Source organism: Acinetobacter sp. Ag2, from assembly GCF_001005515.1.
In the GTDB taxonomy this organism is placed as follows: Bacteria; Pseudomonadota; Gammaproteobacteria; order Pseudomonadales; family Moraxellaceae; genus Acinetobacter; species Acinetobacter bereziniae.
This window is the reverse complement of record NZ_LBNA01000059.1, coordinates 156,418-182,888: the sequence shown is the minus strand read 5'-3', so window position 1 is coordinate 182,888 and position 26,471 is coordinate 156,418. Positions and strand designations below refer to the sequence as shown.

The following is a 26,471-nucleotide window of genomic DNA, read 5'->3' as shown; positions in this document are numbered from 1 at the left end:
ACCGATTTTTTATATACATGTTTTAAAAATGTACTTAAGATTGATTATTAGGAAAAAAGCTACTGGGGGGAGTATGATTTGTGATATCGAAAATCAATTAAAAAGCTTAATTCTTGATGAGGATTTTACAAATTTACAAAATTTAGCCAATGAAGAAGTAAATTTGATGGATATTCTCAAAGTTTCTCATCGAGAACTTCAGCATTCAAACTTTTTATCTTGGTTATTTGATCCTAATGGTACACATGGGTTAAATGATCATGTTTTTAAAGAATTTATTAAAATTTATTACAAAGAAAATGAATATCAAAATTTAGGAATTGAAGAGGGTTTATCTGTTTTTGACTTTATACATTTGGATTTTGAAGATTTGATCATAAAAAGAGAATTTAAAAATATTGATTTACTTTTTTTATCTCCTAAGAATAAATTTGTTATGTTGATTGAAAATAAAATTTATTCTGGTGAGGGAAAAGGGCAGCTTATAAAATATAGAAATATCATCAAGGATTTATATTCCGAATATGATCATCAAATTTACATTTATCTATCATTAAAAGATCAGGAGATTATAGGTGAGGGTGCTAAATATTATGTTCAATTAAACTATACCCATATTATTAAACTTTTAGAACAGTTACTTTTAGACCAAAGATTGAATTTAGCGGATAAAGTTAAATTTGTATCTGAACAATATCTGGGGACATTAAAATCCATGTTAAATCAAAATAAGGAAATCGAGTACATTACCAAAAAATTATATAAAAAATACAGGGCTGCATTTGAGCTAGTTTATAAGTACAATGCACCAACTGTAACTACAGAAATAAGTGAGATTATTAAAGAGTTAGTAGAGAGTGAAACCAGTCTTGTTAGTTTTCATAGCAATAAAACATATATTCGATTCCAACCAATTTTTTTGCAAGAAAATATTAAAAATCTAGTAAAAAGTAAACTACTTAGTATAGATGAAAACTTAGAAGATAATTGGGTGTATTTATTTGAATTTAATGTCAGAAATAATTTTGTTAAATTTGATTTAAAAATAGGGAAAGGTGATCAAAGTGTTAGAGAGAATTTATATAGAATATATTCAAAAAATAAGCATTTTTTTTCTAAAATGGGGAAAAAGCAGATGTCGCCAGAGTGGCATTTATCATTTCAAAAGACAATTTTAACTCAAGATGAGATATTAAATTTTGTAGAAAACGGAGATTTAGAAGAAGTGAGGAAAATTATAACTTTACGATTTAATCATCTTATTAAAGATGATTTGCCTAAATATGAGGAAATCATCAAAGCAGAGATGGTCTAAGTTTATAAAGAACCACAAGAATATATCATATTCTTGTGGTAAAAAATCTAACGACCATTACGTCCACGACCACGCGGAGCTTTGGTATTTGGACGTGTAGTTCCATTGGTTTTGCGACGCGGTTTTTCGCTGTCATCCATCTGCCAAATACGTTTGGTTCCAGATTTTTTAGTAGAACCATCTTTGTTCTTACGTACCATCGGTTTTCCGCCAGTACCGCCTGGTTTTTTGACATAAGAACGCGAACGATACGGTTCTTCCGCAGGTACATTTTGAAAATCAGGATAAAGCAATGGTTCGATTTCTTTTGTTTCGCCCGGTTGTAAACCCATCTGAACTAAATCAATTGCACCGATTTTGGTGCGAATCAAACGTAAAGTTGGGAAACCAACAGCAGAGGTCATACGACGCACTTGACGATTACGCCCTTCACAAATCGAAATTTCTACCCATGAGGTGGGGATATTGGCACGGAAACGTACGGGTGGATCACGGTCCCACAACCATTCTGGTTGTTCCACTTTAGCGGCTTGAGCGGGTAAGGTTATACCGTCTTTTAACTCAACACCTTTGCGTAACTGTTCAAGTGCTTCTTCAGTAATATCACCATCGACTTGAACTAAATAGGTCTTAAACTTTTTATTGGTTGGATTGGTAATATACTGATTTAGACCACCATGATCAGTTAAAAAAACTAAACCTTCAGAGTCCATATCAAGACGACCAGCTATACGCAAGCTAGGATCGTCAACGAAGTCAGATATGGTCATATGTGCTTCGTCTTTACGAAATTGGGAGAGGACGTCATAGGGTTTGTTCAGAATGACAATTTTCACTTTAAGCCACTAATATATATAAATAAAATTTTTTGGGTTTGATTTGTTACCCGATTGAATACCCGTTTTGATAAAAATGGGGTGGTTTAGGTTGCAAAAAGCCCAGTTGATTGTGGACTACTATAACAGATTCAGCTTTGTATTCTTCAACTTTATTTGTCATTCAACAGGAGGAGTAAAAGAGCGCCTGACTTTGATTTTAGATTTTTGAATATTTACACGGGCGCTGGTTTTCCTTAAAAAATACTGCCTACACTCATTTAATTGGTTTTTTAATGCATTAAGATTCAAATGAGAGGAGCGTTCTGTGATCTTTATTGATTTATTTTAAGGATCAAAATTTATTGATTTTGTAGAAATAAAAGAAAGCTATGATTTTTATAAAAAATACATTCTAGAAAAGCATTAAATCATGAAACAATGCGTTTTATTAAGTTGAGAAATGTTGTTATTCCTCGTATAAATCTCAAAAAATTATCGAATTCGATTACACTGATCTTGCTAAAAAAGTGGTCGCAAATATTGCTCATAGCGCAATTTTTTTGGATTTACTCACTATAAGAAAATGGAGATCCTGAACAATGGGTTATCAGAAGATCGTAGTACCTGCAGATGGTAGCAAAATTACTGTAAATGCAGATTTGTCACTGAATGTTCCAAACCATCCGATTATTCCTTTTATTGAAGGAGATGGTATTGGTGTGGATATTACACCTGCTATGAAGGCAGTGGTCGATGCCGCAATTCAAAAAGCTTATAGTGGCAAACGTTCGATCGAATGGATGGAAGTTTACTGTGGTGAAAAAGCCAATAAAATTTATGGCACTTATATGCCAGAAGAAACTTTTGAAGCACTCAGAGAATTTGTAGTTTCGATAAAAGGTCCACTCACAACGCCTGTAGGCGGTGGAATTCGCTCACTTAACGTTGCTCTACGTCAAGAATTAGATCTATATGTCTGTGTGCGACCTGTGCGTTGGTTTAAAGGTGTACCATCACCTGTTCAACATCCCGAACAGACAGATATGGTAATTTTCCGAGAAAATTCAGAAGATATCTATGCAGGTATTGAATGGAAAGCTGACTCCCCAGAAGCAAAAAAAGTGATTAAATTTCTTAAAGAAGAAATGGGGGTCACTAAAATCCGTTTTGAAGATAATTGTGGTATTGGGATTAAACCTGTTTCAAAAGAAGGTACCCAACGTTTGGTGCGCAAAGCGATTCAGTTTGCGATTGATAATGATAAGCCGAGTGTAACTTTAGTGCATAAAGGCAATATCATGAAATACACTGAAGGTGCTTTTAAAGAGTGGGGGTATGAACTAGCATTAGATCGCTTTGGTGGTGAACTGATTGATGGTGGACCTTGGGTCAAAATTAAAAATCCAAGAACAGGCAAAGACATTGTTATCAAAGACGTGATTGCCGATGCATTTTTACAGCAAATCTTAATGCGTCCTGCTGACTATTCCGTGATCGCTACTTTAAATTTAAACGGTGACTATATTTCTGACGCACTTGCAGCAGAAGTAGGTGGTATTGGTATTGCGCCGGGTGCAAATATTGGTGGCGCAATTTCTGTATATGAGGCAACACACGGAACAGCACCTAAGTATGCAGGACAAGACAAGGTAAATCCGGGGTCTATTATTCTTTCAGCAGAGATGATGCTTCGAGATATGGGTTGGACTGAAGCTGCCGATTTAATTATTAAAGGCGTTTCAGGCGCGATTTCTGCAAAAACTGTTACTTACGATTTTGAGCGTTTAATGCCAGGAGCTACTCTACTTCGTTGTTCAGAGTTCGGGCAAGCGATCATTGAAAATATGGATAATTAATCAAGAGACAACTTAATCTAAGGTCTGCCAAGTGCAGACCTTTTTTAATCAAGGTTCTTCATTAGCCATGCACAGCTACTGCAATAAAATCAAATCATGGTTCTGTTTGCAATGTAAATATTGGTATTGTCTGAGAGGAACATTGCCTGTGTGAATCATTCGAAATTTTTTCAAAATATTAGGTAGTAGCAATAGCTTAATGAGGTAGATTTCCAAACAGGAGGTACGCTTTCTATCTCTTTAAAAAGCTGTACTTTTTTCAATATCTATTTATTTCAAATCGCATGCTATAGATACTATGTATATCACTATCATTAAATAATTTATATTCATCTTTGAATACAGTTATTTATTTGAAAAATTGCCTAATCATTCATGATTTTATTCAACTTTAGGCGGCTTGTGATTGTACTTCATTTGGATTGCTGTAGACTGAATTTAGATTCTATTCATACGTTAAATTATTATATTTAAAAAGGTTTCGTTCCATGAATACAGAAATAGATCCGTATGTATTGGTTGCACCTGTTCATCAACTTAATTTTATTCATCAAGACCAACAATGTATTGATAAAAATATCACAGCATCACAAGCTTATCACCTAATGACCAGTACACCACCAAAATGGTTAAAGATTGCTTTTAAAATTCGAGACTTTTTCAGTCTGCATCTGGGTGGTGTACAGCCTATACAAGGTTTTAACTCTCAATCTATGGCACTTGAGCAGGGTGGAAAAGCAGATTTTTTTGATGTTATTCAAGTTTCAGATCATGAACTTTTTTTACAATCAAGCGATAAGCATTTAACTGTATTGGTGGTATTAAAGATCGAAAACTATGATGAGCAGAAAAATCTGCTTAGAATTTTTACCAGTGTTGTCACTTATAATTTTTTTGGGAAAATTTATATGCTTCCCGTTTCTATGGTACATGGTGTGATTGTACGTCGCCTATTGAGAAATTTGAAATAGCATGAAATTTACCATAATGTGAACATGACAAAATGCTGTAAAGATTTGGCAAAAAAAGTCATATTTCCCCCTTTATTGTGACAAGAAAAGCAATAATTAAAAAAACTCCTGTGTAAATAGCAATTTAGCTTAAATGTTGATACTTTGTTAAAACTTAAATGGAGTGTGTGTTGTGAATAAAATCGTGTTGGTTGTTTTAGCTTTAGGGTTTTCTCATCACGTTTTAGCTAAAGAAGTACATAAGTGTGTGTTGAAGGGCTCAGTAACTTATCAGTCTCGACCATGTGCAGGAATGGCTGTACCAAATCCACAACAACAGCTTCAACAGAAGCTAACGCAGCGAACAGCTACACAAAACTCCCAACAAAACGTAAAGCCTCAACCTGAGATGCACAAATATTCTCAACAGCAGCATCTTCAGCGTCATTCGAGTAATGGTACGAGCAATGAGATCCCAGATACCGTTGAAGGAAAGAAGAAGAGTTTAGCAATTGCGCAAGCTGCTTATCAGTCTGCTAAAGATCGATGATTTCTTTGAATTTATGATTCATGATTTGTTAACTAAGCGTTTGATCTTTAAGTTAATATTTAAAAGGAAAGCTAAAGTTGTATCTTGAATAAGCCTTCATGATGAAGTGTTGGTTTTTCAAATTTCGATTTTTCATATATTGAATAAGTTTGTTCTGTTATATTATTACGCCTACTTAAATTTATTGAAAGATTTAAATGTATGTCACAGACAAGTTCGAAGAAGTTTCCTAAAATTTATTTGCTCGCTGCATTGGGATTATTATTTCCAGTTTTTTTAGTGGGAATGGCATTTTTAGCTGCAAAAAGTGATGCAGAAACTCAGCGAGAGTATGATCGAATTCGTCAAGAACATGCAGAACGGATTGAGTTACAAAAACAACAACAAAAATCGCAACAAGACACCACTCAAACAAACCAGAATTCTGCGGCAACATCTTAATTAGATCACAGCAAAAAGTCTTGACCAATAAAAACCGCCATTTGGCGGTTTTTATTTTTTAAACTGAATTATTTGTTTTTGTCTTTTAACTGAGGAACTGCAGAACCCGTACCTACAGCCAATAAGCCTGTATTTGTATAGATGCTGAGTTTTGCACGTGTATCGGTAATATCAAGATTACGCATGGTTAATTGACCAATACGATCGGCAGGGCTAAACATTGAATCACCTTTTTCCATCGTCAAACGCTCAGCTTCATAAGTGAGGTTTTCAGATTCAGTGTTCAAGATGGTGTAGTCATTACCACGACGTAACTCTAAAGTTACTGTACCTGTTATGGCTTTTGCTACCCAACGTTGTGCTGTTTCACGAAGCATTAATGCTTGAGAATCAAACCAACGACCTTGGTATAATAAACGCCCTAAACGTAAGCCGTTAATACGATATTGTTCGATAGTGTCTTCATTGTGAATACCAGTAACAAGGCGTTCATATGCAATATGAAGAAGAGCCATACCCGGAGCTTCGTAAATACCACGAGATTTTGCCTCAATGATACGGTTTTCAATCTGATCAGACATACCTAGACCATGACGTCCACCAATACGGTTTGCTTCAAGAATAAATTCAACAGGATCTTCGATACGTTTGCCATTTAATGCAACAGGGAAGCCTTCTTCGAAAGTAACAGAAACTTCTTCAGCTTCAACTTTTACATCATCTTTCCAGAACGCAACGCCCATAATTGGATCAACGATTTTGATACCCGCATTGAGATATTCAAGATCTTTAGCTTCATGTGTCGCACCCAACATGTTTGAATCTGTTGAGTAGGCTTTCTCTTTCGACATTTTGTAATCAAAACCATTGTCGATTAAGAATTGTGACATTTCAGCACGACCACCCAACTCATCAATAAACTGTTGGTCTAACCACGGCTTATAGATTTTAAGTGCAGGATTAGTCAACAAACCATAACGGTAGAAACGTTCAATATCGTTTCCTTTGTAAGTTGAGCCATCACCCCAAATATTTACATCATCTTCTTTCATTGCGGTAACAAGCATTGTCCCTGTTACTGCACGACCTAAAGGTGTAGTGTTGAAGTAAGGAACACCACCAGTACTGATATGAAATGCGCCACACTGAATCGCAGCAATACCTTCTAATGCAAGTTGTAAGCGGCAGTCCACTAAGCGTGCTTTAACAGCACCATAGTTTTCAGCTTTACGCGGAATTGCATCGTAGTCATCTTCATCAGGTTGCCCTAAGTTTGCTGTATAAGCATAAGGTTCTGCGCCTTTTTGCTTCATCCACAATAAAGCTGCTGAAGTATCTAGACCACCAGAAAAAGCGATACCCACTTTTTTGCCTACTGGTACATTCTGCAAGATCGTTGCATTGTCAGTCATTGCTCGTCCTAACTATTTCGAAAGAGGCACCACATACATGGGTGGCCATTGAGAATTTTATAAACGCGGTATTGTAGCACTTTTTCGGTCAATGTTTTATGGGATTTAAATGTTATCATTGAAAAAAATAGCAATTTATGCAGTTAAAGTAATCTACTTAAATTCCGGTTCGTGCCGCTTTTGAAATTATTGAGATAATTCAAAATTCAGATCAACTGGATTTTTAGATGTACTGTTTGCTTTGGCTTATATGGTTAATTTTTTGGAAAACTCATACAGTAAAATTAATTTTAATTAATAAATAAAATCAACAGAATATATCTATTTTTTTAATTTAACAAAAGTCAGAATCCATTCATGAAGCGAAAATAAGTCTGACTTCTGATTTTTAAAGCTGATCATTCAAGCCGATAAATTGCTTTTCAATTGGGGTAAAGACATGCTCACTTCGAGCAATTAAATAAAATCCTATATCTCGATATTGTTCAGGTGTTTCACGATAATACTCAATATTAAATTTTTTGATCAGTGATTTTGCGATCATTGAAATTCCCATACCCAATTGAGTGAAATTCACCAGCGCTTCATGATCATAAATATGGGTGAGCTCACCTTTTGTTAAGTTGTAGTCCGTATAAATATGATCTAAGGTTGTGGCATAACAACATTCTTCTGAAGCCAACAGAATATTTTGGTGATTGAGACAATCCTCAAGATTCTCATGGTTAATAACACTTTTACCAATGATGACCAGTTGATCTTCTGCCTTTTGGATGTACTGTATGTTTTTCTGTTTGGGATGCCCAAGTACATAACCGATATCTAAATTGCCTGATAAAATTTCATCTTCGATGTAGCCTGTTGCACCAGTTTTCATTGTGATTGAAAGCTCTGGATAGGTTTCGTAAAGTTGGCTAAAAGACGGGTAGAAACGCATGCCTCCTAAGCTGGTATTGGTACCAAAACGAAGGTATTTTTCTTGCTGATAAATCTTATTTTCAGTCTCTTCCCAAGTAAAGATCATCTTTTTGTATTGTTGGTAAAGATTCATACCAGACTCAGTCAGTTCAACGCCTTTGGGTTTGCGGATAAATAACTGACGTTTGTAGTGGTTTTCAATTTTTTTTATTTTTGCGGTCATATTTGACTGCAAATAGTTAAGTTTGTGGGCAGCAGCAGAAATACTCTTCATTTCGGCAACCGTTACAAATGACTTAATATCTCCGATGTCGATATTCATGACAATTCCTCAAACCTATTCGCTTTTAATAACAATGTTGAATTTTCAAGTGTATTAAAAAAAATGATGGATGTATTAAAACATAGCATTATTCATGATGTCATTTATTTTTTAAACTAAGTCTACTTTCCATCTGTATGAGTAAAGCAAATGAATCTTAGAGTAATGGGTGCAATCGTTTTGTTGTGTCTCGTTTGGGGATCATTGTGGGGGCTGGTCAAACACAGTTTGCAGGTTTTTCCACCATTTTTATTTATTTCTACACGGTTGATTTTAGCTGCCTTGACTTTGATGTTGGTTCAACGTTTATTGCGTAAATCTATTTTTCCACAAAGAGGAGAATGGAAAAAACTGATGATTTCAAGCGTGATGATTTGTATTGGTTTTTATGCGACTCAAACTTTTGCCATGCAATTTGTAGATTCAGGCTTATCTGCGGTTTTGGTGTTTACGATGCCGATTTTTATTGGTGTACTGGCACATTATGTACTTAAAGAACGTTTAAATACCCAGAAAATGCTTGGACTGATTTTAGGTACTTTGGGGCTAGTCGCAATTCTTTGGCCACAATTGCATGATTTACATTTCAACCTATCTTTGATTGGACAGGCTTTCTTGATTTTATCGGGCTTCTTCTGGGCACTGACAACTGTTTATATCAAACAGAATTTTGCCACTTATGACAAAATGAAACTGACCATTTGGCAGTTGTTAATCGGTGGTTTTGTTATTCTGATTGGTGCTGTTATTTTTGAGCCTATTGATGTGCATATATGGATAAATCCACTCAATGACTCGATGTTGTTTTATATTGCTGTGGTCGGAACAGGGTTTGCTTTTGCGCTCTGGAATTGGATTGTGAGTCAGGTGGATACTTTTGTGGCGTCAATCTCGATTATGTGTATTCCTATTTTAAGCTTATTTTTTGGCTATATGCTTTGGCATGAACCGATTACTTTGAATATCTTGATTGGTGCGGCATTTATTTGTACAGGTATTATGATGAGTTCTTTAAAGATTCAAATGAAAAAGAAGGTCGTTACACCTTTGAATTGTGAGCATCGCTAAGGTAGAGCAAAGGAATTTATATTCATAATAATTTCTGTATCGTATCAATCCACAAAATCAGTAAAACTTTACTGATTTTATTTTTTTATATGATCTATAACATGCATCAAAATTGTAAATTTTTAAAATGATCAGACCAATAATGAAAGTGTGTGATTAATATCGTAATAAAAATATGTTTTGATATTGGTTAAAATTTGCTTTTTAAATATCATTTTAGACTAAAGTCGTATAAAAATAATAAAGCATTGAAAAAAACTTTTAAAAACAAAACTTTTAAAAATCTGTCTGTCTAAGAAATGAGAAAATATGCAATTAAAATAATAAAAATACTCTTAAAATTGGTCATACCATTTTATGAATAATTGGGTAACTATTGATCTTTAAATCAGCAAAAATTACTATAAAGTAAAAATACGCGTTATTTTTTTGTTTTTTAACTTTATATTGGTCATACCAATTATTGAGAAATAAATGGGTGATTTTATCAAACTCGACGTTCTGGCAAGCATTTCAAGGAGATGACAATGCTTCAACATTGGCAACAGATTTATGATCCAATGGGTAATATCTGGGTATCCAGTGCCATTGCACTCATTCCAATTATATTTTTCTTTTTGGCCCTAGCTGTATTCCGTATGAAAGGAAGTGTTGCGGGGACAATTACAGTCATATTGGCATTATTGGTTTCTTTATTTGCTTATCAAATGCCTACCATGATGGCATTGGCATCTATGGTCTATGGCTTTTTCTATGGCTTGTGGCCAATTGCATGGATCATTATTGGTGCAGTATTTCTGTACAAAATTTCGGTTAAAACAGGGCAGTTCGATATTATTCGTTCTTCGATTCTATCGATTACAGAAGATCAGCGTTTACAAATGCTGTTTGTCGGTTTTGCTTTTGGCACTTTCTTAGAAGGGGCGGCTGGTTTTGGTGCCCCTGTGGCAATTACCGCAGCATTGTTGGTTGGGCTTGGGTTTAAACCACTGTATGCTGCTGGTCTGTGTTTGATTGTAAACACGGCGCCTGTTGCATTTGGTGCTATGGGAATTCCAATTATTGTTGCTGGTCAAGTCTCAGGTGTTGAAACACATGAAATCAGTCAGATGGTCGGACGACAGTTACCATTTATGGTGCCAATTGTACTGTTCTGGATTATGGCGATCATGGACGGATGGCGTGGTGTTAAAGAAACTTGGCCTGCGGTGATTGTTGGTGGTGGTGCATTTGCGATCGCTCAGTATTTAACGTCAAACTTTGTTGGTCCTGAATTGCCAGATATTACTGCATCTATTGCATCTTTGATTTCACTTACGATTTTATTGAAGTATTGGCAACCTAAACATATCTTCCGTTTTGCCAATGAAGATGCCAGCATGAACGAAAATCTGGCTGAGCAAAAACAGCAAAAATATACCCTTGCTCAAATTGCGAAAGCTTGGTCGCCATTTGCCATTCTGACAGTCATGGTGACGATCTGGAGTGTAAAACCATTCAAAGACTTGTTTACCAAAGATGGTGCATTGCATGATTTGGTGATTTCAATCAAAGTGCCTTTCTTGCATCAAATGGTGCAAAAGATGCCGCCAGTAGTATCTGAAATCAAAGATTATGATGCGATTTATAAGTTTGATTGGTTTTCAGCAACAGGGACAGCCATTATTTTTGCTGCAATCATCACCATCATTTTCTTAAAAATGAAGCCTAAAGAAGCTGTAGTCACTTTTGGTGAAACAATTAATGAATTAAAAATTCCAATTTATTCGATTGGTATGGTATTGGCTTTTGCTTTTATCGCTAATTATTCAGGGATGTCTGCAACCTTGGCTTTGGCATTGGCACATACAGGGCAAGCATTTACTTTCTTCTCGCCATTCTTAGGCTGGTTAGGCGTGTTCCTAACGGGTTCGGATACTTCAGCCAACGCATTATTTGGTGCATTACAGGCAACCACGGCACAACAAATTGGAGTGCCAGAAGTATTGCTTGTCGCAGCGAATACCAGTGGTGGTGTGACCGGAAAAATGATCTCTCCTCAATCGATTGCAATTGCCTGCGCAGCGGTCGGGCTTGTTGGTAAAGAATCAGATTTGTTCCGTTTTACCGTGAAACACAGTATAACGTTTACAGTAATGATCGGTATTATTATTACCCTACAAGCTTATGTGTTCCCATGGATGATTCCATGAGACTCAGCGACACTGAACCAATGCAATATTAAGGAAAGCAGATGAAAGTCTCCGACAAAGTGGTCCATAGCCTACGCATGTTAATCGCAGAAAAAAACATGCAAGTCGGAGAACGATTGCCTGCTGAACGAAAGTTGTGTGAACAACTCGGTGTATCCCGTTCTTCTTTAAGAGAAGCGATTTCGCAATTGACCAGTATGGGCATGCTGGTGAGTAAAGTCGGAGCGGGGACTTATTTGCAACAAATCCCTGTGAACTGGTCGCAAGACCAGATTGTTAGCCCGTTAAGTAATTTAATTGATCAAGACCCTGCCTATCGTTTTGATGTGCAAGAAGCACGAACAATTCTTGAGGGTGGCTCGGCTTGGTATGCAGCACAACGTGCAACAACAGAAGATCTGGCTTTGATCCGTAAGTATTATGACCAGATTTCTTACTTTCAGTCATTAGGGGATGATGAACAAGCTTCACTGGCGGATGCTAAATTTCACTTGGCGATTGCTGAGGCATCGCACAATTTAGTCTTGATTCAGATGATGCGGGGCGTGTTCGATTTGTTGCAATTTAACGTATTACTGGGTAGACGTAAGGTTTACTCAGAAACACATCGATTTGATCAATTGCATGATCAGCATTTTAGAGTGATGGATGCAATTGAACGTCATGATCCAGATGCTGCAAGAGATGCAGTATGTGGACATATAGAATTTGTAGTGCAGCAAGTACGAATGATTGATGAAGAAGAAGCTCGTCGTCAACGTGCAAGCCGATTAAACAGGATATGAACATGATTATTTCTTCTGCAAATGACTATCGTGAAGCAGCGAGACGTCGTTTACCTCCATTTTTATTTCATTACATTGATGGCGGTGCATATGCTGAATATACACTGAAGCGCAATGTAGAAGATTTATCAAAAATCGCTTTGAGACAGCGTGTTTTAAATGATATGTCTCAGTTAAGTCTAGAAACAAAGTTATTTGATGAAACTTTATCAATGCCCGTTGCATTATCTCCTGTCGGCTTAACGGGGATGTATGCACGCCGTGGTGAAGTGCAGGCTGCAGTTGCAGCAGATAAAAAAGGCATTCCATTTACTTTATCTACAGTTTCAGTCTGCCCAATTGAAGAAGTTGCCCCAGCAATTGGTCGTCCGATGTGGTTTCAGCTTTATGTTTTGCGTGACCGTGGCTTTATGAAAAATGCCTTGGAACGTGCTAAAGCAGCAGGTTGCTCAACTTTAGTGTTTACTGTAGATATGCCTGTACCGGGTGCACGTTATCGCGATGCACATTCAGGGATGAGTGGTCCGAATGCAGCAATGCGTCGTTATATGCAGTCTTGTTTCCATCCACATTGGGCTTGGAACGTGGGCTTACTGGGTCGTCCGCATGATTTGGGGAATATTTCCAAATATTTAGGCAAACCGACTGGACTCGAAGACTACATCGGTTGGCTGGGCAATAACTTTGATCCCTCTATTTCGTGGAAAGATTTAGAATGGATTCGTGAGTTTTGGGATGGTCCGATGGTGATTAAGGGCATCCTTGATCCCGAAGACGCTAAAGATGCAGTACGTTTCGGCGCAGATGGTATTGTGGTTTCTAATCATGGTGGTCGTCAACTCGATGGTGTGTTGTCATCAGCACGTGCACTTCCTCCAATTGCGGATGCTGTGAAAGGCGATATTAAGATTCTGGCAGATTCGGGTATTCGTAATGGTTTAGATGTCGTGCGAATGCTCGCACTTGGCGCTGATACGTGTATGTTAGGACGTGCATTTGTCTATGCCTTAGGTGCCGCAGGTGGTGCTGGTGTATCAAACCTACTTGATTTAATTGATAAAGAAATGCGTGTTGCGATGACATTGACGGGTGCCAAAACCATTGCTGACATTACTTCTGATTGTTTAGTCAAACTAGATCAAGCACTGACTGATTAATATATTTTTGAGGTTGAGCAAATATCCATCAAGCTATCGAATTTGCTTGCCTAAATATTAGCTGTGAGCGTTGAAGCCAAACGTTTTGAGCAGTTGATATTTCTAAAAGATGAAACTAAAAAATATTGACCAAGTTTTGCGGATGACTTTGGTTTGATCTATCTTTTTAAATTGAGATACATTAAATCGAAAGCTTTCCATAGTCGCAATTACATTGAAATAATGTCGCTGCAATGAATGCTGAACTTATTTGTTGAGTCAGCATTTATAGATAGGATAGGGAAAATGCAATCGAATTTTGATTCACAGCAAACCATTCAGCAATTGATTCAAATTGTTGGTCAACAGCATGTTTTGACCCAAGATCATGATACACGCCTCTACCGTCAAGGGCGTCGATACGGTTCAGGCAAAGTCCTTGCTGTTGTTGTTCCAGGAACTTTATTCGAACAATGGCAAGTGTTACAAGCTGCTGTCAACGCCGATTGCATCGTGATTATGCAAGCTGCCAATACTGGATTGACTGGTGGTTCAACGCCATTTGGTGATGATTATGATCGTCCCGTGGTTTTAATGAGTACGCGCCGTTTGGCTGGCATTCAGGTCATTAATCAAGGTCAACAAGTCATTTGTTTGCCAGGGGCAACATTAGATCGTTTGGAAAAAGAATTAGCTCCATTTAATCGTGAACCACACTCTGTGATTGGTTCATCATGTATCGGAGCATCAGTTTTAGGCGGGATCTGTAATAACTCTGGCGGTGCACTTGTTCGTCGTGGACCTGCCTATACCGAGTTAGCACTCTATGCGCGTGTCAATGATTCAGGTGAGTTGGAGTTGGTCAATCACTTGGGGGTTCATTTGGGTGAAACTCCAGAGGAAATTTTAACCAAGCTCGAAAGTCAAAATTATCAAATCAATGACATTGTAAATAATCCGAGTTGTTGTGCCTCAGATCATCGTTATGCGCATGATGTGAAACAGGTTGATGAAGCTACGCCTGCACGATTTAATGCGGACCCATCACGTTTATTCGAAGCTTCGGGTTCGGCAGGTAAAGTCTGTGTATTTGCAGTACGTCTAGACACCTTTGAGAAAATACCAAGTCAGGTCTTTTATGTCGGGACAAACTCACATGATGATCTCACCGAAATTCGTCGTTTTTTACTGAAAGATTTACCTAGACTGCCGATTGCCGGTGAGTATATTCATCGTGTTGCCTATGATATTGGCGCTGAATACGGCAAAGATACGTTTATGTTTATCGAAAAATTAGGTACAGCAAAAGTACCTGCGGCATTTGCGATGAAGGATAAAGTCGATGGTTATCTGGAGAAAATTGGTTTACGTAATTTGTCCGATAAAATTTTGCAAATAGTGACCAAACTCTTACCGAATCATTTGCCTAAGCGCATGAATGAGTTTCGTGATTTATATGAACATCATTTGATGATTCGTATCGAAAATCAAGACGTCGAGCAAGTTGAAGCTTTTTTACATGACTACTTTCAACAGCATTCTTTAGGTGGTTTCTTCCGTTGTACTGAGGAAGAAGGGCGCAAAGCATTTCTACACCGTTTTGCCGTTGCAGGTGCGGCAATTCGCTATCGAGATACACACCGTTCAGAAGTTGAAGATATAGTTGCTTTAGACATTGCATTGCGTCGTAATGATCGGGAGTGGGTGGAAACCTTACCCAAAGCGATGGATGATTTAATCATTCACAAGTTGTATTACGGACATTTTCTATGTCATGTATTTCATCAAGACTATATTGTAAAAAAAGGTGTTGATCCTTTGGCAATGGAACATCAAATGTGGCATTTGTTGGATGATCGTGGAGCTGAATATCCCGCAGAACATAATGTAGGGCATCTCTATGTGGCTAAACCAAGTTTAAAAAATCATTATCAAAAACTTGATCCAACCAATAGCTTTAACGTAGGTATTGGGCAAACCAGTAAATTGAAATATTGGAAATAAAATTGGGAAAATAATTTTGCAGTTCGCAATAGATTAAAATTTTTTCAAAAAAGTTGTTTAAAAACCATGAGTAATACTGATCGCATTGCTCATGGTTTTTTGTGGCTCATATGTCAACCTGTTCTACTTTGTTTCTCCAATTTTTGAAGAAATGAATCCCAATACAAAAGCACTGATGATAAAAATAAGTACGCTATACAAAATCGAAGAAGTAAAAAACCAAACACCGAGTGTTAATAAGGCAACAATTGCTGTGCAGATCCAAATCGCCAATCCTGATGCTGTTGTTGATGGTGGTTTAGTGTCTAACATTGGTGATGGGGACTGTTCTAGGGAATCTGATGCTATACTGCTACTGAGTACATCTGCACCGTAAAAGAAATAAGCCTGATCATCGAAACGTGCAAGATCACGACGTTGCACAGTGAAAAAATCAATATTTTCGGTATCACCCATTTGCGCATTTTCTATGTGTGTTAAGGGTTGAGTTAGAAAGTTTGCGTCATTTAAGTCTAAAGGTAATCCATTGGTTCGTAACAATATAAAGTGAGGATAATATTGTAAGATATAGGATTTAAACTCTTCAAAATGAGGAATATTTTCTTCACCAAAAATAGCTATAAATAAGGGCTTCCGTTGCTCTAAATTATTTAAAGCCTGTTGCTGCTCGATCACTAAATAGGCATAGCAGTTTTCTGCAAAATCGTGTTGATATTCTTCCAGATCACCCTGATTTCTTTGGTCGTTGTGATCTAATTCATCGATATATTTAGCCCAATGCAGATTGTCCTGTTTAAACAGCATTAACCATAAAATCGGAATAAATGCATTTGCTTCAAGTTCAAAAGAAGCTGTTTGAAAAAAATCTGCCCATTGATTTTCTTGACCGATCGGCATATGGCTAAACGTGGTACTGGTTAAAAATACAGGATGACTCATTGTTAAAATGCCTTTTCTTATTTGCTTTTATTCCAAAGTAATAGTGCAAAATAACCAAAATCGCTGCTTTACAGTATTATAGAACTGTATTTTATTGATTAATTAAAATAGATCAGGATGAAGTTTTTTAATAAAAAATAAATACAGTAAATTGACACTATCTACCAAGAAATTATCAAAATAAGCCATCCAAAAAATTTTAAAACTCGATAAAGTAGTATGCAACAAGTTGCAAAGCCAAATTAAAAAGGATTCACCATGACAACTAGCTATGCACATATTTTAAAACCGCTTCATTTGGGATTTACAACGATCAAAAATCGTGTGGTAATGGGCTCAATGCACACCGGATTGGAAGATCGTTTTTATCATTATCCAAAACTTGCCGCATATTTTGGCGAGCGAGCTAAAGGTGGCGTTGGGCTGATTATTACAGGGGGGATCTCTCCTAACCGTCAAGGTTGGTTGTTGCCAGCAGGCGGAACGATGAATACTTTGGGTGATATTGCACCACATCGTTTAGTTACCCATGCTGTACATAAGCATGGCGCAAAAATTCTTATGCAAATATTGCACTCTGGTCGTTATGGATACCAGCCTTTTGTGGTTTCAGCAAGCCCGATCAAATCTCCAATTTCAATGTTTAAACCACGTCAGATGAGTGACAGACTGATCCTTGAAACGATTCAAGATTATGCAGAAACTGCAAGCTTGGCAAAAAAGGCGGGTTATGATGGTGTGGAAATTATGGGTTCAGAAGGATATTTGCTGAATCAATTTTTAAGTCGCCATGTCAATCAACGTACAGATCGTTGGGGCGGTCCGATTGAAAACCGGATGCGTTTTGCTGTAGAAATTGTCAAAGCGATTCGTTCCAAAGTGGGTGAAAAGTTTATTATTTGCTTCCGTTTGTCGATGTTGGATTTAGTCCATGATGGCAATACGATGGATGAAGTCATCACTGTCGCACAAGCATTGGAAAAAGCAGGCATTACTTTATTGAATACAGGGATTGGCTGGCATGAAGCACGTATCCCAACTATTGTGACCTCCGTTCCTCGAGCAGCCTTTGTTGATTATACAGCTGAAGTAAAAAAACATGTTTCAGTTCCAGTTATTGCATCAAACCGAATCAATATGCCAGATACTGCTGAAGAAATTTTAGCAGCAGGTAAAGCGGACATGGTACAAATGGCACGTCCATTATTGGCGGATGCTTTTTGGGTCAGTAAAACTGCAACTAATCGTGTTGATGAAATTAATACTTGTATTGCCTGTAACCAAGCGTGTTTAGACCATAGTTTTCAAAATAAACGTGCAAGTTGTTTGGTTAACCCACGTGCTGCGCATGAGACAGAATTGGTTTATCTCAAAACCAAGAAACCAAAGAAAGTTGCTGTTGTTGGTGGTGGTGTTGCAGGTATGTCTGCTGCGACAATTGCTGCAAGTCGTGGGCATCAAGTGACTTTATTTGAAGCTTCTACAGAAGTTGGTGGTCAATTTAATCTTGCCAAAGTTGTACCGGGTAAAGAAGAGTTTCATGAAACCATTCGATATTTTAAAGTACAAATCGAAAAAACCGGTGTGGACTTACGTTTAAATACCAAAGTCAATCGTGAGCAATTAGAACGTGAAGGTTTTGATGATGTTGTGATTGCTACAGGTGTTATTCCTCGTGGGTTAAAGATTGATGGTAGTGATGCACCACAAGTTTTGTCCTATGCAGAGGTTTTGCGAGGCGCACCAGTGGGGTATCGGGTGGCGGTGATTGGAGCGGGTGGTATTGGTTTCGATGTCTCAGAATTTTTATTGAAACCTGAACATCAGCCACAACCACAGCCTTTGGCAGAGTGGCAACGTGAATGGGGCATCGACCCAAATCCCAACTATATGACTGAAGGGGGCTTTGTTCCTGCTGAAGTCGAACCACCGATTCGTCAAATTTATTTGATGCAACGGAAAACAACACCTTTAGGGATTGGTCTAGGTAAAACTTCGGGTTGGGTTCATCGTGCACAATTGAAAAAACATGCGGTAAAAATGTTGCGTGGCGTGCAATATAAAGCTGTGACCAATGAAGGATTGTGGATTGAAAGCAATGGTCATGATCAATTGTTGCGTGTAGATACCATCGTGGTATGTGCTGGACAAGAGTCTGTTAAGGATTTGATGCCAAAAGAGGGTGAATCTACTTTAGCCAATTATCATATTATTGGTGGTGCTAAATTGGCGGGTGAACTTGATGCTAAGCGCGCAATTCGTGAAGGTGCTGAAATAGCAGCTAAACTTTGATCAAAATCAGTGATTTTGATGAAACAATATGCATTTGAATGCTTTAAGCCTATTTTTTTCTTGTCATCGTTGGAAAAGCTTAGTATTCTTGCGCACATGGAAGCGTGGCAGAGCGGTTTAATGCACCGGTCTTGAAAACCGACGAGGGTGTGAGTCCTCCGTGAGTTCGAATCTCACCGCTTCCGCCAAATATCTTAAGGGGAATCAAATACATAGTTTGATTCCCTTTTTCTTTGGCTCAATTTTGGCACTATTCGAAATTTTAGCAATCTCTTCTTTGTTCTTATCTGAATTAATCCACTTCGCATAACGCTTCATGAGCATCACCAAACTATGACCCAGCTGTGAAGCCACATAGACTGGATTAAGTCCATTCATTAAGCAAACAGTCGCATAAGTATGACGAGTGTTATAGGCAGGGCGGTAGCGTATGCCGTTCGCTTTCAATGCAGCCACAAACCTTTCACTCAATGATTTTTGCGTAGTAAATTCCTCACCAGTCTCGTCACAAATAAATACATGCTCGTATTTGAGATAAGTTAGTAATCTGAGTTGTTGGAATGCTTCAAATGCAAAATCATTCAAATCTACAAATCGAGCCTTATTGGTTTTAGTGGTTTCCTGCTGAACACCGTTCACACGACCTTTATTGATGTGAATCTGCTTATTCAAAAAATCTACATCCTGCCAAGTGAGCGCGATAATTTCTGATGGACGGCAACCTGTCCAGAATGCTACCACGAAATACCAATACACTGTTGGATAGTCAGCAAGATATTTCTCTCCTAACCAGTTCAGTATTCTTTCCCTTTCAATTTGGTAATCCCCCCTCAAAATAATTTAACTCAAAAGTAGAAAATCGAATAATCCTGTAAAGGAGATTTTTTATGAAAACATCTAAATATTCAGATAGCTTAATCATGAGTATTTTAAAACAAGCTGAATCAGGAACACCCGTGCCTAACTTATGCCGTGAACATGGTATGAGTTCCGCTACATTTTATAAATGGAAAGCGAAATATGGAGGTATGGATATTTCAATGATGACACGACTTAAAGAATTAGAAGCTGAAAATGCTCGTCTGAAACGTATGTATGCTGACGAACGTCTTAAAGCAGATATTCTTCAGGATGCACTGTCAAAGAAGTTATAAAGCCTGTACAACGTAAATCTCTTGCTCAGCGAGCCGTTGAACAATTTAAGATTTCAGTGAGTAAAGCTTGCTTCATCTTTCAACTTAGTCAAACCTGTTATCGTTATAAAGCTCAATTAGATGAGCAAAATAAGATGATTGCAGACTGGCTACTGAAGCTTACCAATGAGAATAAGACTTGGGGCTTTCAGCTTTGCTTCTTGTACCTACGTAATGTCAAAGGCTACTCATGGAACCACAAACGTGTTTATCGAATTTATAAGGAGCTTGAGCTTCACCTACGAATTAAACCCAACAAACGCATTCAGCGAATAAAGCCTGAACCGCTTACAGTCCCATCAACACCAAATGAATCGTGGTCAATGGACTTTATGCATGACCAACTGAGTGATGGTCGCAGTTACCGAATTCACAATGTTATTGATGATTATAACCGTGAGTCACTGGATATATTGATTGATTTTTCTTTGCCAGCTCAACGAGTGCTGAGGGGATTAGACCAATTAATTGCATGGCGAGGTAAGCCAAAGCGTATCCGTAGTGATAATGGACCCGAGTATGTTAGTGATTTAATGGAAGCATGGTGTACTCAACATTGAATTGAGCATGTATTTACCCAACCAGGACATCCACAACAGAATGCTTATGTTGAACGCTTCAACAGGACGGTTAGATATGAATGTTTGAATCAATATTTATTTCGAGAGCTTGAAGAAGTTGAAGACTATACAACGATATGGCAACACTTTTATAATCATGAACGACCACATATGTCAGTTGATGGTAAACCACCTAAATTCAAACAATGATAAGGACTTTGCCTTTCTACTTATAAAATCAATTAAAAATGGGAGTATTACCCGACGAATATTATTTCTGAATTATTGTATGCAGCATATGATAAGAATAATGATTTATTAGGTGGGCGTTTACCTTTAACGAATGCAGAGAAGACAAATATAGAATTATACAAATATAGAATTATACAAATATGCTAAAGATCAAGGTTATTTACTTGACCTTAATAACCATAGTCGAGGTGGTTTGACAGCAAGTGTAGCAATACAAAATGCAAATCGTAATGGGGTCACAGAAATACCACTCAATCAAGTGCGCTTTTATGGAACAGCAACGAATGTTCAAGATTATAGTGATTGGTTAAGTACAAATAACAAATTTGTGATTCCGAACTCCACAAATTCAACAGGAGTATATTCAGCGGTACATCAAGCTGATTTTGTTGGTCGCCCACCTTTGATATTAGGAGGTAATCCATCAAGTGGAGGAACTTGTTGGCTATGTTATTCACATAGTAGTTATAGTGCTGAAATTCCATCACAATTTTTAGTAAATAATAATGGTGAATTTATTAATAATAAAGGAGAGGTTGTTTCAAAAAATGAGCCTTTCCAAAATAAATATTACACTGATTATTTAAAAATTTGGGGAAATTCTAACTCCCAAAACTTATCTTTACCTAAACTAGTTCCGTCAAACAAGACAAAGGAAGTGATTAAGTATGAAAAAGATCCATTTTAAATTGTCATTTATCATCGTATTGCTTTTAATTCAAGGTTGTGCAACGAATGATAGTAATAGTCTTTTAGTTAGATGGTGGAATGATGGATTTATATACAGTGAAAAAGAAGGCGAAGCTAATGGAGAATGTTCTAAATTAGCTAGTAAATATTACCCTGTTTTATCATCTAATGGAGATAATACCCAATGGCATAAATTGCATAATAAATGTATGCGTGAAAAAGGGTATAATAATTATTCTCAATAAAACTAATAATTTATGGAAAAGACCTATTTAAAATTAGCTTTGATATTTTTATTATCTACAATAGCTTGCTGTGTAACAAATGATGTTAATAGTCCATTGGTTAGATTTTGGAATGATGGATTTATCTATACTGAAAAAAGAGGAGAAGCGAATCAAAGTTGCTCTTGGGAAGCTAATAAAGCTTATCCTTCCTCGTCACTAAGTAAAGATGATTGGGATGGTATTTATAGGAAATGCATGAAAAAAAGCGGTTATTAAAAGCACATACATTTTTTGGTGCAGCAGTTGCAGCAGCGGAAAGAAATGATGCATTGACTGCTGGACTTTCAGCAGGAGGAGCTGAGGCAGCCGCACCAGTTTTATCTAATTTCTTGTATGGTAAGTATGCAAAAGATTTAACGGCAGATGAAAAAAGTACGATCAGTGCAATCATTGGATTAGTCTCCTCTGGCGTTGGAGCGACTACAGGTGATGTATCAAGTACAGTTCAGAGTGGACAAGTTGCTGTTGAGGATAATTTTTTATCACAAGAGGAATAATGTGAGTAAATTTGAAAAGATTAATATTTTTAACATTATTGGAGTTAATTTATGAAAAAAAATTTCATTATTTTTAGTTTTTCTTTTATTATGACTGCATGCAATAGTATTCAACCTTCACACCAGAATACAGAAACGGCAGACTTGTCTAAAATGGCGAACTGTGATCAGGTTAAGGATACTCTTAAAAGTACATTAGTTAATCTAGATGACTTAAAAAAACAGAAAAAAATAGCTAGTACCGGTAATGAAATGAATGCAGCGGCTGCATTATTGAGTCTGAATCCGCTGGCATTATTTGATCATAGCTGTACAGGTAATCTTGATGATTTGATTGAAAGTTATTCAAATCAAATCGTATTACTAAATAAATTACAGCAAGAAAAATGCAGTCAATGATTTTAAATATTTGACATTTTGATTATATGGAAAAATACAAGAAGGTCTTTATGAAAAAACACCTATTATTAATTTTTTTATTTATATTTGCAACTGGTTGCGCAAGTATAAATAAAATAAATGATTCAATCTTAAATCAGGGAGTTCGATATAAAGAACCTGTCACTGGTAAAACTGCAAATGTTCGGGTTTTTTATGGGTTAGGTGAAAGTATACGAATTTTTCCAAACTCTATCAAAAAAGAGGATATAAAAAATGATAAAGATAAAGGAGATGCTTTCACGAGTGTAAAGACATCAGGTATGTTAGGAGCAACAAAATTTGAATATACTCCTAAAAGTTTGGGTATGCCTAATGTCCCAACAAATAATTTAAATTATGGCGAGTTTAAAGTTCCAGCTAATAGACCTATTCTAATCTCCATGACATACAGCTATAATAATGGTGCTAGAACAGAGTTCTGTAAAACAAAGATTTTTAAAGTTCAGTTTGAAGAAAATAAAAATTATTTTCTAGCAATAAATGTTAATTCAGGTTGTTCTTATTTAATTGAAGAATATGTAGGTAATATAAAAGTACCATTAGGTAATGTGGAAGTACTATAGTTTTTACAGTGCAAATGTAATTTTTTGACTTTGAGTGCACAGAATAGAATAATCGTATTTTATTTGAAAAATTTAATATATTGAATCTATTCTGTCTTTTTATAAATTATTTTTACTCCAGATTTGGAAAATACAGGCGTACGAGATAGTCGAGAAACTGCTGTAGGTAAACTTGGTAAGGAAAAAGATGTTGTGGGATATATTCAAGCTTCTGCATTTGGTGGAACATGCGATAGTTATAACTTATTTCCCTCAAATTTCAATAATTCAACTTATAAGGTATATTTTGAAAGGGGCTTAGGAAGTAAAAAAGATTTATTGCGGAGTAATTTAAGGAAATCGAGGTATAAATTACTATACCGATGATTGAAGTATATTACCTTCCAACTTGATCCTACACGCTCACCCTAACAAATCAACAACAAGCGGTACTCTCCATCACTTTCGACAGGCGCTCGATGTACACAAGGCAAAACTTGCTGTGTTGGATGATCAACGGCTAAACGCCAAAGATGACCTAAGCCTAAGTTAATCGGTACGGCGTTGGGTTTAGGCTGATAATGCAAATCAAAAAAATAGTCTTTTAAAAAGTTTTCAAACTCTGCTGCTGACCCTTCATGGAGTGCTTTAAGTTTTTCTCGAATTTCAGGAATAAGTATTTTTTGCTCAGCCTCAGCGTTCAGTAGAATATCACTAGACGCGCCATGATAAGTGCATAAGAAAGTATCTGTTTCAATCGGAGAGCGGTCAATATGGAAGGAATAAACATCAGTTGAAATGAATTCTAATTCCTCATCACGTTCATAGTATCGAATTAAATTTAGGCAAGGAGATGCACCAAGCGCGGTTAGTTGCTTTATGTCTTTTAAGATGATTTCTCTTGCTAATTCACCTTGTTCAGTGAGTTTTAAAGCAAAAAGATCTTCCTCAGAAACTTCAGTAATATTTTCTTTTAACTCGAGCTTAGACACAATCTCTTTAAAATCGCCTGTTAAATTTCTGTGCCAATACATTGCATTGGTATCACCTTGAAATGCTGTTTTGATCAGTTCGTCAAAACTGGAAACAAGGAGAATTTGTGGATGGTCTGAAAAGGTGTTGGTCATAGATGGGTCATAATAGGGAAAATAGATTGAAGACTTTAACTTAGTTTTAGAGGTGGGGATTAAAAGCTATAACACTGTCTCTATAGTAGGATATTGTAGCAATAGTGGATATAATTTAAAGAATTTTACATGACAAAAATCATAAAAGGCTCAACTCTTTTCAATTATATTAAAATTTTATATCGTTAATTGATTAATATTCTTCAAATAAATATCAATCTGACAGTCACTATAATTGGATTAAACTGTCAGATTAAATTTGAAAAAGCATCATGCAGGCTATACTTACATTCTGATGTTACCTAAGCGCTATGCATCGCATCTATTCATATAAAAACGATGGCTTAAAGTTGAATCCAAGTAGTCTTTAATTGAGTAAACTTATCGATTGCATGTAGCGATAAATCACGACCATAGCCAGATTGCTTGTATCCACCGAAAGGTGTGCAGACATCTAAAGCATCTACGGTATTGATGGATACAGTCCCAACTAAAAGTTGCTTGGAAAGAATGATGGCTTTTTGGTTATCTTGCGTCCAGATCGAAGCGGCAAGTCCATAGATTGAGTGATTAGCAAGTTCGATTGCTTCTTCTTGAGTTTCAAAGGTCGTGATGCTCACCACTGGACCAAAAACCTCTTGGTGAAAGATATCGAATTCTGCTGTAACGCCAGTCAAAATTGTTGGCGCAATATAGCTTGCTTGATCTAAATCATCATCTAAATTTAAAGTAATGCTATGACATTCAGCACCTTGTGCCTTAGCTTGGTCAATTGCTAGTCGTACATTGTTGGCATGTTGGCGATCAATTAAGCAACCCATTTGGGTATTGGGATCAAGTGGATGCCCAATCTTGATATTTTTGGCTTTTTCGACAAATTTTTGAATAAATTGTGGTGCAATACTGCGTTCCAATAATATACGCGAATTTGCAGAACACACTTCACCTTGATTATAGAAAGCCCCAAAAATCGCTTTATCAAGGGCTTGATCAATATTTGCATCTGCAAAGATAATATTGGCACTTTTTCCGCCTGTTTCAGGCCAAACAGGCTTCATATTGGATTCAGCTGAATAAACTAAAAACTTTTTGGCTGTTTCCGTCGAGCCTGTGAAGACCAAACAATCAATTTCAGGGTGGCGTCCTAAGGCTTGTCCAGTGACTTGCCCTAAACCTGTAAGGACTTGCAAAACACCATCTGGGATTCCTGCCTGTTGGGCAAGTTCTGCCAGTTTAAGTGCCGTAAAAGGAGATTGTTCAGCAGGCTTTAACAGCACGCAATTCCCTGTTGCCAATGCAGGTGCAAGTTTCCAACTCGCTAAATCCAGTGGAAAGTTCCACGGCACAACAGCTGCAACAACCCCGATGGGTTCACGAAAAATCATCGCCAACTGATCGTGGTGGGTCGGGGCAATTTCATCATACATTTTATCGATGCTTTCCGCATACCACTCAAAACAGAATGCTGCACCGGGAATATCAACATTGAGTGAATCTTGAATCGGTTTGCCCACATTGAGACTTTCAAGTAAGGCAAGTTCTTCAGCATGCTCAAGAATCAGTTCTGCAAGTTTTTTGAGTTTCTGTTTACGTTCACGTGGAGCTAATCGTGACCACACCCCGCTTTGAAATGTATTTCTGGCATGTTGCACAGCTTGATTGACTTCTTGTGCATCACATGCTGACATGCTGACTAAAAACTCGCCAGTGGCAGGGTTTGTGATAGGGTATGTTTGTTTAGCCTCAACATATTGTCCTGCTATAAAATAAGACTTTGGGGGTTTAATTTGAGAAAGTTGATCCAACCAATCCTGTTTGAGTTTCATTGAGTTTCCTTAGAATTTTAATGTTATGGCACAATAAACCGTATAATTTTTAGATCAG

The 26,471-nt window shown here is 37.0% G+C and carries 21 protein-coding genes, 1 tRNA gene and 3 pseudogenes; 18 read left to right on the top strand and 7 right to left on the bottom strand.

Going from position 1 to position 26,471, the window contains the following annotated elements; genetic code table 11:
- Nucleotides 1-73 precede the first annotated feature (73 nt).
- On the top strand, nucleotides 74-1,315 hold the full coding sequence (locus tag AAV97_RS20060; protein ID WP_046761599.1) for a PD-(D/E)XK nuclease family protein: 1,242 nt from the start codon (nucleotides 74-76) through the stop codon (nucleotides 1,313-1,315).
- A 47-nt stretch (nucleotides 1,316-1,362) separates the two neighbouring features.
- Here AAV97_RS20060 and AAV97_RS20055 read toward each other — a convergent pair whose 3' ends face one another.
- Nucleotides 1,363-2,151 carry an rRNA large subunit pseudouridine synthase E gene (locus tag AAV97_RS20055; protein WP_004829176.1) on the bottom strand — a complete coding sequence of 263 codons (789 nt, stop codon included), beginning with the start codon at nucleotides 2,149-2,151 and terminating at the stop codon, nucleotides 1,363-1,365.
- A 581-nt stretch (nucleotides 2,152-2,732) separates the two neighbouring features.
- Between AAV97_RS20055 and icd the strand changes: the two genes are divergently transcribed.
- From icd to AAV97_RS20035, 4 genes are all read left to right on the top strand, one after another.
- Nucleotides 2,733-3,989, top strand: a complete 1,257-nt coding sequence (gene icd, locus AAV97_RS20050; protein WP_005032709.1) for an NADP-dependent isocitrate dehydrogenase — start codon at nucleotides 2,733-2,735, stop codon at nucleotides 3,987-3,989.
- A 488-nt stretch (nucleotides 3,990-4,477) separates the two neighbouring features.
- The gene (locus tag AAV97_RS20045) at nucleotides 4,478-4,960 is read left to right on the top strand and encodes a DUF2867 domain-containing protein (protein ID WP_005032707.1); all 483 of its coding nucleotides are present in this window, start codon (nucleotides 4,478-4,480) and stop codon (nucleotides 4,958-4,960) included.
- Nucleotides 4,961-5,132: 172 nt separating this feature from the next.
- Complete coding sequence (locus AAV97_RS20040) at nucleotides 5,133-5,489, top strand: hypothetical protein (protein ID WP_042087611.1); 357 nt, start codon at nucleotides 5,133-5,135, stop codon at nucleotides 5,487-5,489.
- A 201-nt stretch (nucleotides 5,490-5,690) separates the two neighbouring features.
- Nucleotides 5,691-5,930, top strand: a complete 240-nt coding sequence (locus AAV97_RS20035; RefSeq protein WP_009584119.1) for a hypothetical protein — start codon at nucleotides 5,691-5,693, stop codon at nucleotides 5,928-5,930.
- Nucleotides 5,931-5,998: 68 nt separating this feature from the next.
- Here the strand turns inward: AAV97_RS20035 and argG are convergent, their stop codons facing one another.
- Complete coding sequence (gene argG, locus AAV97_RS20030) at nucleotides 5,999-7,342, bottom strand: argininosuccinate synthase (RefSeq protein ID WP_005032700.1); 1,344 nt, start codon at nucleotides 7,340-7,342, stop codon at nucleotides 5,999-6,001.
- A gap of 388 nt (nucleotides 7,343-7,730) precedes the next feature.
- On the bottom strand, nucleotides 7,731-8,582 hold the full coding sequence (locus AAV97_RS20025) for a LysR family transcriptional regulator (protein WP_004829163.1): 852 nt from the start codon (nucleotides 8,580-8,582) through the stop codon (nucleotides 7,731-7,733).
- A gap of 150 nt (nucleotides 8,583-8,732) precedes the next feature.
- Here AAV97_RS20025 and AAV97_RS20020 point away from each other — a divergent pair, with 150 nt between their 5' ends.
- The 5 genes from AAV97_RS20020 to dld all read left to right on the top strand — a co-directional run bounded on the left by AAV97_RS20020 (nucleotide 8,733) and on the right by dld (nucleotide 15,767).
- Nucleotides 8,733-9,650 carry a DMT family transporter gene (locus tag AAV97_RS20020; RefSeq protein ID WP_046761543.1) on the top strand — a complete coding sequence of 306 codons (918 nt, stop codon included), beginning with the start codon at nucleotides 8,733-8,735 and terminating at the stop codon, nucleotides 9,648-9,650.
- A 521-nt stretch (nucleotides 9,651-10,171) separates the two neighbouring features.
- On the top strand, nucleotides 10,172-11,842 hold the full coding sequence (lldP, locus tag AAV97_RS20015; RefSeq protein ID WP_171064853.1) for an L-lactate permease: 1,671 nt from the start codon (nucleotides 10,172-10,174) through the stop codon (nucleotides 11,840-11,842).
- A gap of 41 nt (nucleotides 11,843-11,883) precedes the next feature.
- Nucleotides 11,884-12,627 (top strand): transcriptional regulator LldR, encoded by a 744-nt coding sequence (gene lldR / locus AAV97_RS20010; RefSeq protein ID WP_046761542.1) that lies wholly within the window; start codon nucleotides 11,884-11,886, stop codon nucleotides 12,625-12,627.
- A gap of 2 nt (nucleotides 12,628-12,629) precedes the next feature.
- Nucleotides 12,630-13,784 carry an FMN-dependent L-lactate dehydrogenase LldD gene (gene lldD, locus AAV97_RS20005; protein ID WP_004829155.1) on the top strand — a complete coding sequence of 385 codons (1,155 nt, stop codon included), beginning with the start codon at nucleotides 12,630-12,632 and terminating at the stop codon, nucleotides 13,782-13,784.
- A gap of 285 nt (nucleotides 13,785-14,069) precedes the next feature.
- Nucleotides 14,070-15,767, top strand: a complete 1,698-nt coding sequence (gene dld, locus AAV97_RS20000; RefSeq protein WP_046761541.1) for a D-lactate dehydrogenase — start codon at nucleotides 14,070-14,072, stop codon at nucleotides 15,765-15,767.
- A gap of 123 nt (nucleotides 15,768-15,890) precedes the next feature.
- On the opposite strand, the gene AAV97_RS19995 is transcribed toward dld, so the two are convergent.
- The gene (locus tag AAV97_RS19995; RefSeq protein WP_046761540.1) at nucleotides 15,891-16,706 is read right to left on the bottom strand and encodes a hypothetical protein; all 816 of its coding nucleotides are present in this window, start codon (nucleotides 16,704-16,706) and stop codon (nucleotides 15,891-15,893) included.
- A 258-nt stretch (nucleotides 16,707-16,964) separates the two neighbouring features.
- Here AAV97_RS19995 and AAV97_RS19990 point away from each other — a divergent pair, with 258 nt between their 5' ends.
- Nucleotides 16,965-18,998, top strand: a complete 2,034-nt coding sequence (locus tag AAV97_RS19990; protein ID WP_046761539.1) for an NADPH-dependent 2,4-dienoyl-CoA reductase — start codon at nucleotides 16,965-16,967, stop codon at nucleotides 18,996-18,998.
- Nucleotides 18,999-19,096: 98 nt separating this feature from the next.
- Nucleotides 19,097-19,186, top strand: a tRNA-Ser gene (locus AAV97_RS19985).
- 16 nt (nucleotides 19,187-19,202) lie between these two features.
- Here the strand turns inward: AAV97_RS19985 and AAV97_RS19980 are convergent.
- Nucleotides 19,203-19,817 (bottom strand): annotated as a pseudogene (locus AAV97_RS19980) (site-specific integrase); the annotation flags it as partial.
- Nucleotides 19,818-19,885: 68 nt separating this feature from the next.
- Here AAV97_RS19980 and AAV97_RS19970 point away from each other — a divergent pair.
- The 6 genes and pseudogenes from AAV97_RS19970 (at nucleotide 19,886) to AAV97_RS19940 (ending at nucleotide 23,481) form a co-directional block, all read left to right on the top strand.
- Nucleotides 19,886-20,961 (top strand): annotated as a pseudogene (locus AAV97_RS19970) (IS3-like element ISAbe6 family transposase).
- Between the two features lie 235 nt (nucleotides 20,962-21,196).
- The gene (locus AAV97_RS19965; RefSeq protein ID WP_052945885.1) at nucleotides 21,197-21,691 is read left to right on the top strand and encodes a hypothetical protein; all 495 of its coding nucleotides are present in this window, start codon (nucleotides 21,197-21,199) and stop codon (nucleotides 21,689-21,691) included.
- Nucleotides 21,672-21,938 carry a hypothetical protein gene (locus AAV97_RS19960; RefSeq protein WP_046761537.1) on the top strand — a complete coding sequence of 89 codons (267 nt, stop codon included), beginning with the start codon at nucleotides 21,672-21,674 and terminating at the stop codon, nucleotides 21,936-21,938. Before AAV97_RS19965 ends, AAV97_RS19960 begins: the two co-directional genes overlap by 20 nt.
- 260 nt (nucleotides 21,939-22,198) lie before the next feature.
- Nucleotides 22,199-22,474, top strand: a pseudogene (locus tag AAV97_RS19950) (VENN motif pre-toxin domain-containing protein); the annotation flags it as partial.
- A 54-nt stretch (nucleotides 22,475-22,528) separates the two neighbouring features.
- A complete protein-coding gene (locus AAV97_RS19945; RefSeq protein WP_046761535.1) occupies nucleotides 22,529-22,876 on the top strand; it encodes a hypothetical protein in 348 nt (115 codons plus the stop codon).
- 50 nt (nucleotides 22,877-22,926) lie between these two features.
- Nucleotides 22,927-23,481, top strand: coding sequence for a hypothetical protein (locus AAV97_RS19940; RefSeq protein ID WP_004829124.1), 555 nt, complete (start codon nucleotides 22,927-22,929; stop codon nucleotides 23,479-23,481).
- A gap of 407 nt (nucleotides 23,482-23,888) precedes the next feature.
- Here AAV97_RS19940 and AAV97_RS19935 read toward each other — a convergent pair whose 3' ends face one another.
- Both AAV97_RS19935 and AAV97_RS19930 read right to left on the bottom strand, forming a co-directional pair.
- On the bottom strand, nucleotides 23,889-24,587 hold the full coding sequence (locus tag AAV97_RS19935) for a DUF1826 domain-containing protein (RefSeq protein WP_046761534.1): 699 nt from the start codon (nucleotides 24,585-24,587) through the stop codon (nucleotides 23,889-23,891).
- A 344-nt stretch (nucleotides 24,588-24,931) separates the two neighbouring features.
- On the bottom strand, nucleotides 24,932-26,413 hold the full coding sequence (locus AAV97_RS19930; RefSeq protein ID WP_046761533.1) for an aldehyde dehydrogenase: 1,482 nt from the start codon (nucleotides 26,411-26,413) through the stop codon (nucleotides 24,932-24,934).
- Nucleotides 26,414-26,471: the final 58 nt, after the last annotated feature.

Coding starts and splice junctions, on each gene's coding strand:
- AAV97_RS19935 (WP_046761534.1), bottom strand. CDS start 24,587: ATGACCAACACCTTTTCAGACCATCCACAAATTCTCCTTGTTTCCAGT.
- icd (WP_005032709.1), top strand. CDS start 2,733: ATGGGTTATCAGAAGATCGTAGTACCTGCAGATGGTAGCAAAATTACT.
- AAV97_RS19940 (WP_004829124.1), top strand. CDS start 22,927: ATGAAAAAACACCTATTATTAATTTTTTTATTTATATTTGCAACTGGT.
- AAV97_RS19945 (WP_046761535.1), top strand. CDS start 22,529: ATGAAAAAAAATTTCATTATTTTTAGTTTTTCTTTTATTATGACTGCA.
- lldD (WP_004829155.1), top strand. CDS start 12,630: ATGATTATTTCTTCTGCAAATGACTATCGTGAAGCAGCGAGACGTCGT.
- AAV97_RS20045 (WP_005032707.1), top strand. CDS start 4,478: ATGAATACAGAAATAGATCCGTATGTATTGGTTGCACCTGTTCATCAA.
- AAV97_RS20035 (WP_009584119.1), top strand. CDS start 5,691: ATGTCACAGACAAGTTCGAAGAAGTTTCCTAAAATTTATTTGCTCGCT.
- lldP (WP_171064853.1), top strand. CDS start 10,172: ATGACAATGCTTCAACATTGGCAACAGATTTATGATCCAATGGGTAAT.
- AAV97_RS19990 (WP_046761539.1), top strand. CDS start 16,965: ATGACAACTAGCTATGCACATATTTTAAAACCGCTTCATTTGGGATTT.
- AAV97_RS20020 (WP_046761543.1), top strand. CDS start 8,733: ATGAATCTTAGAGTAATGGGTGCAATCGTTTTGTTGTGTCTCGTTTGG.
- AAV97_RS20025 (WP_004829163.1), bottom strand. CDS start 8,582: ATGAATATCGACATCGGAGATATTAAGTCATTTGTAACGGTTGCCGAA.
- AAV97_RS19960 (WP_046761537.1), top strand. CDS start 21,672: ATGAAAAAGATCCATTTTAAATTGTCATTTATCATCGTATTGCTTTTA.
- lldR (WP_046761542.1), top strand. CDS start 11,884: ATGAAAGTCTCCGACAAAGTGGTCCATAGCCTACGCATGTTAATCGCA.
- AAV97_RS19995 (WP_046761540.1), bottom strand. CDS start 16,706: ATGAGTCATCCTGTATTTTTAACCAGTACCACGTTTAGCCATATGCCG.
- AAV97_RS19930 (WP_046761533.1), bottom strand. CDS start 26,413: ATGAAACTCAAACAGGATTGGTTGGATCAACTTTCTCAAATTAAACCC.
- argG (WP_005032700.1), bottom strand. CDS start 7,342: ATGACTGACAATGCAACGATCTTGCAGAATGTACCAGTAGGCAAAAAA.
- AAV97_RS20060 (WP_046761599.1), top strand. CDS start 74: ATGATTTGTGATATCGAAAATCAATTAAAAAGCTTAATTCTTGATGAG.
- dld (WP_046761541.1), top strand. CDS start 14,070: ATGCAATCGAATTTTGATTCACAGCAAACCATTCAGCAATTGATTCAA.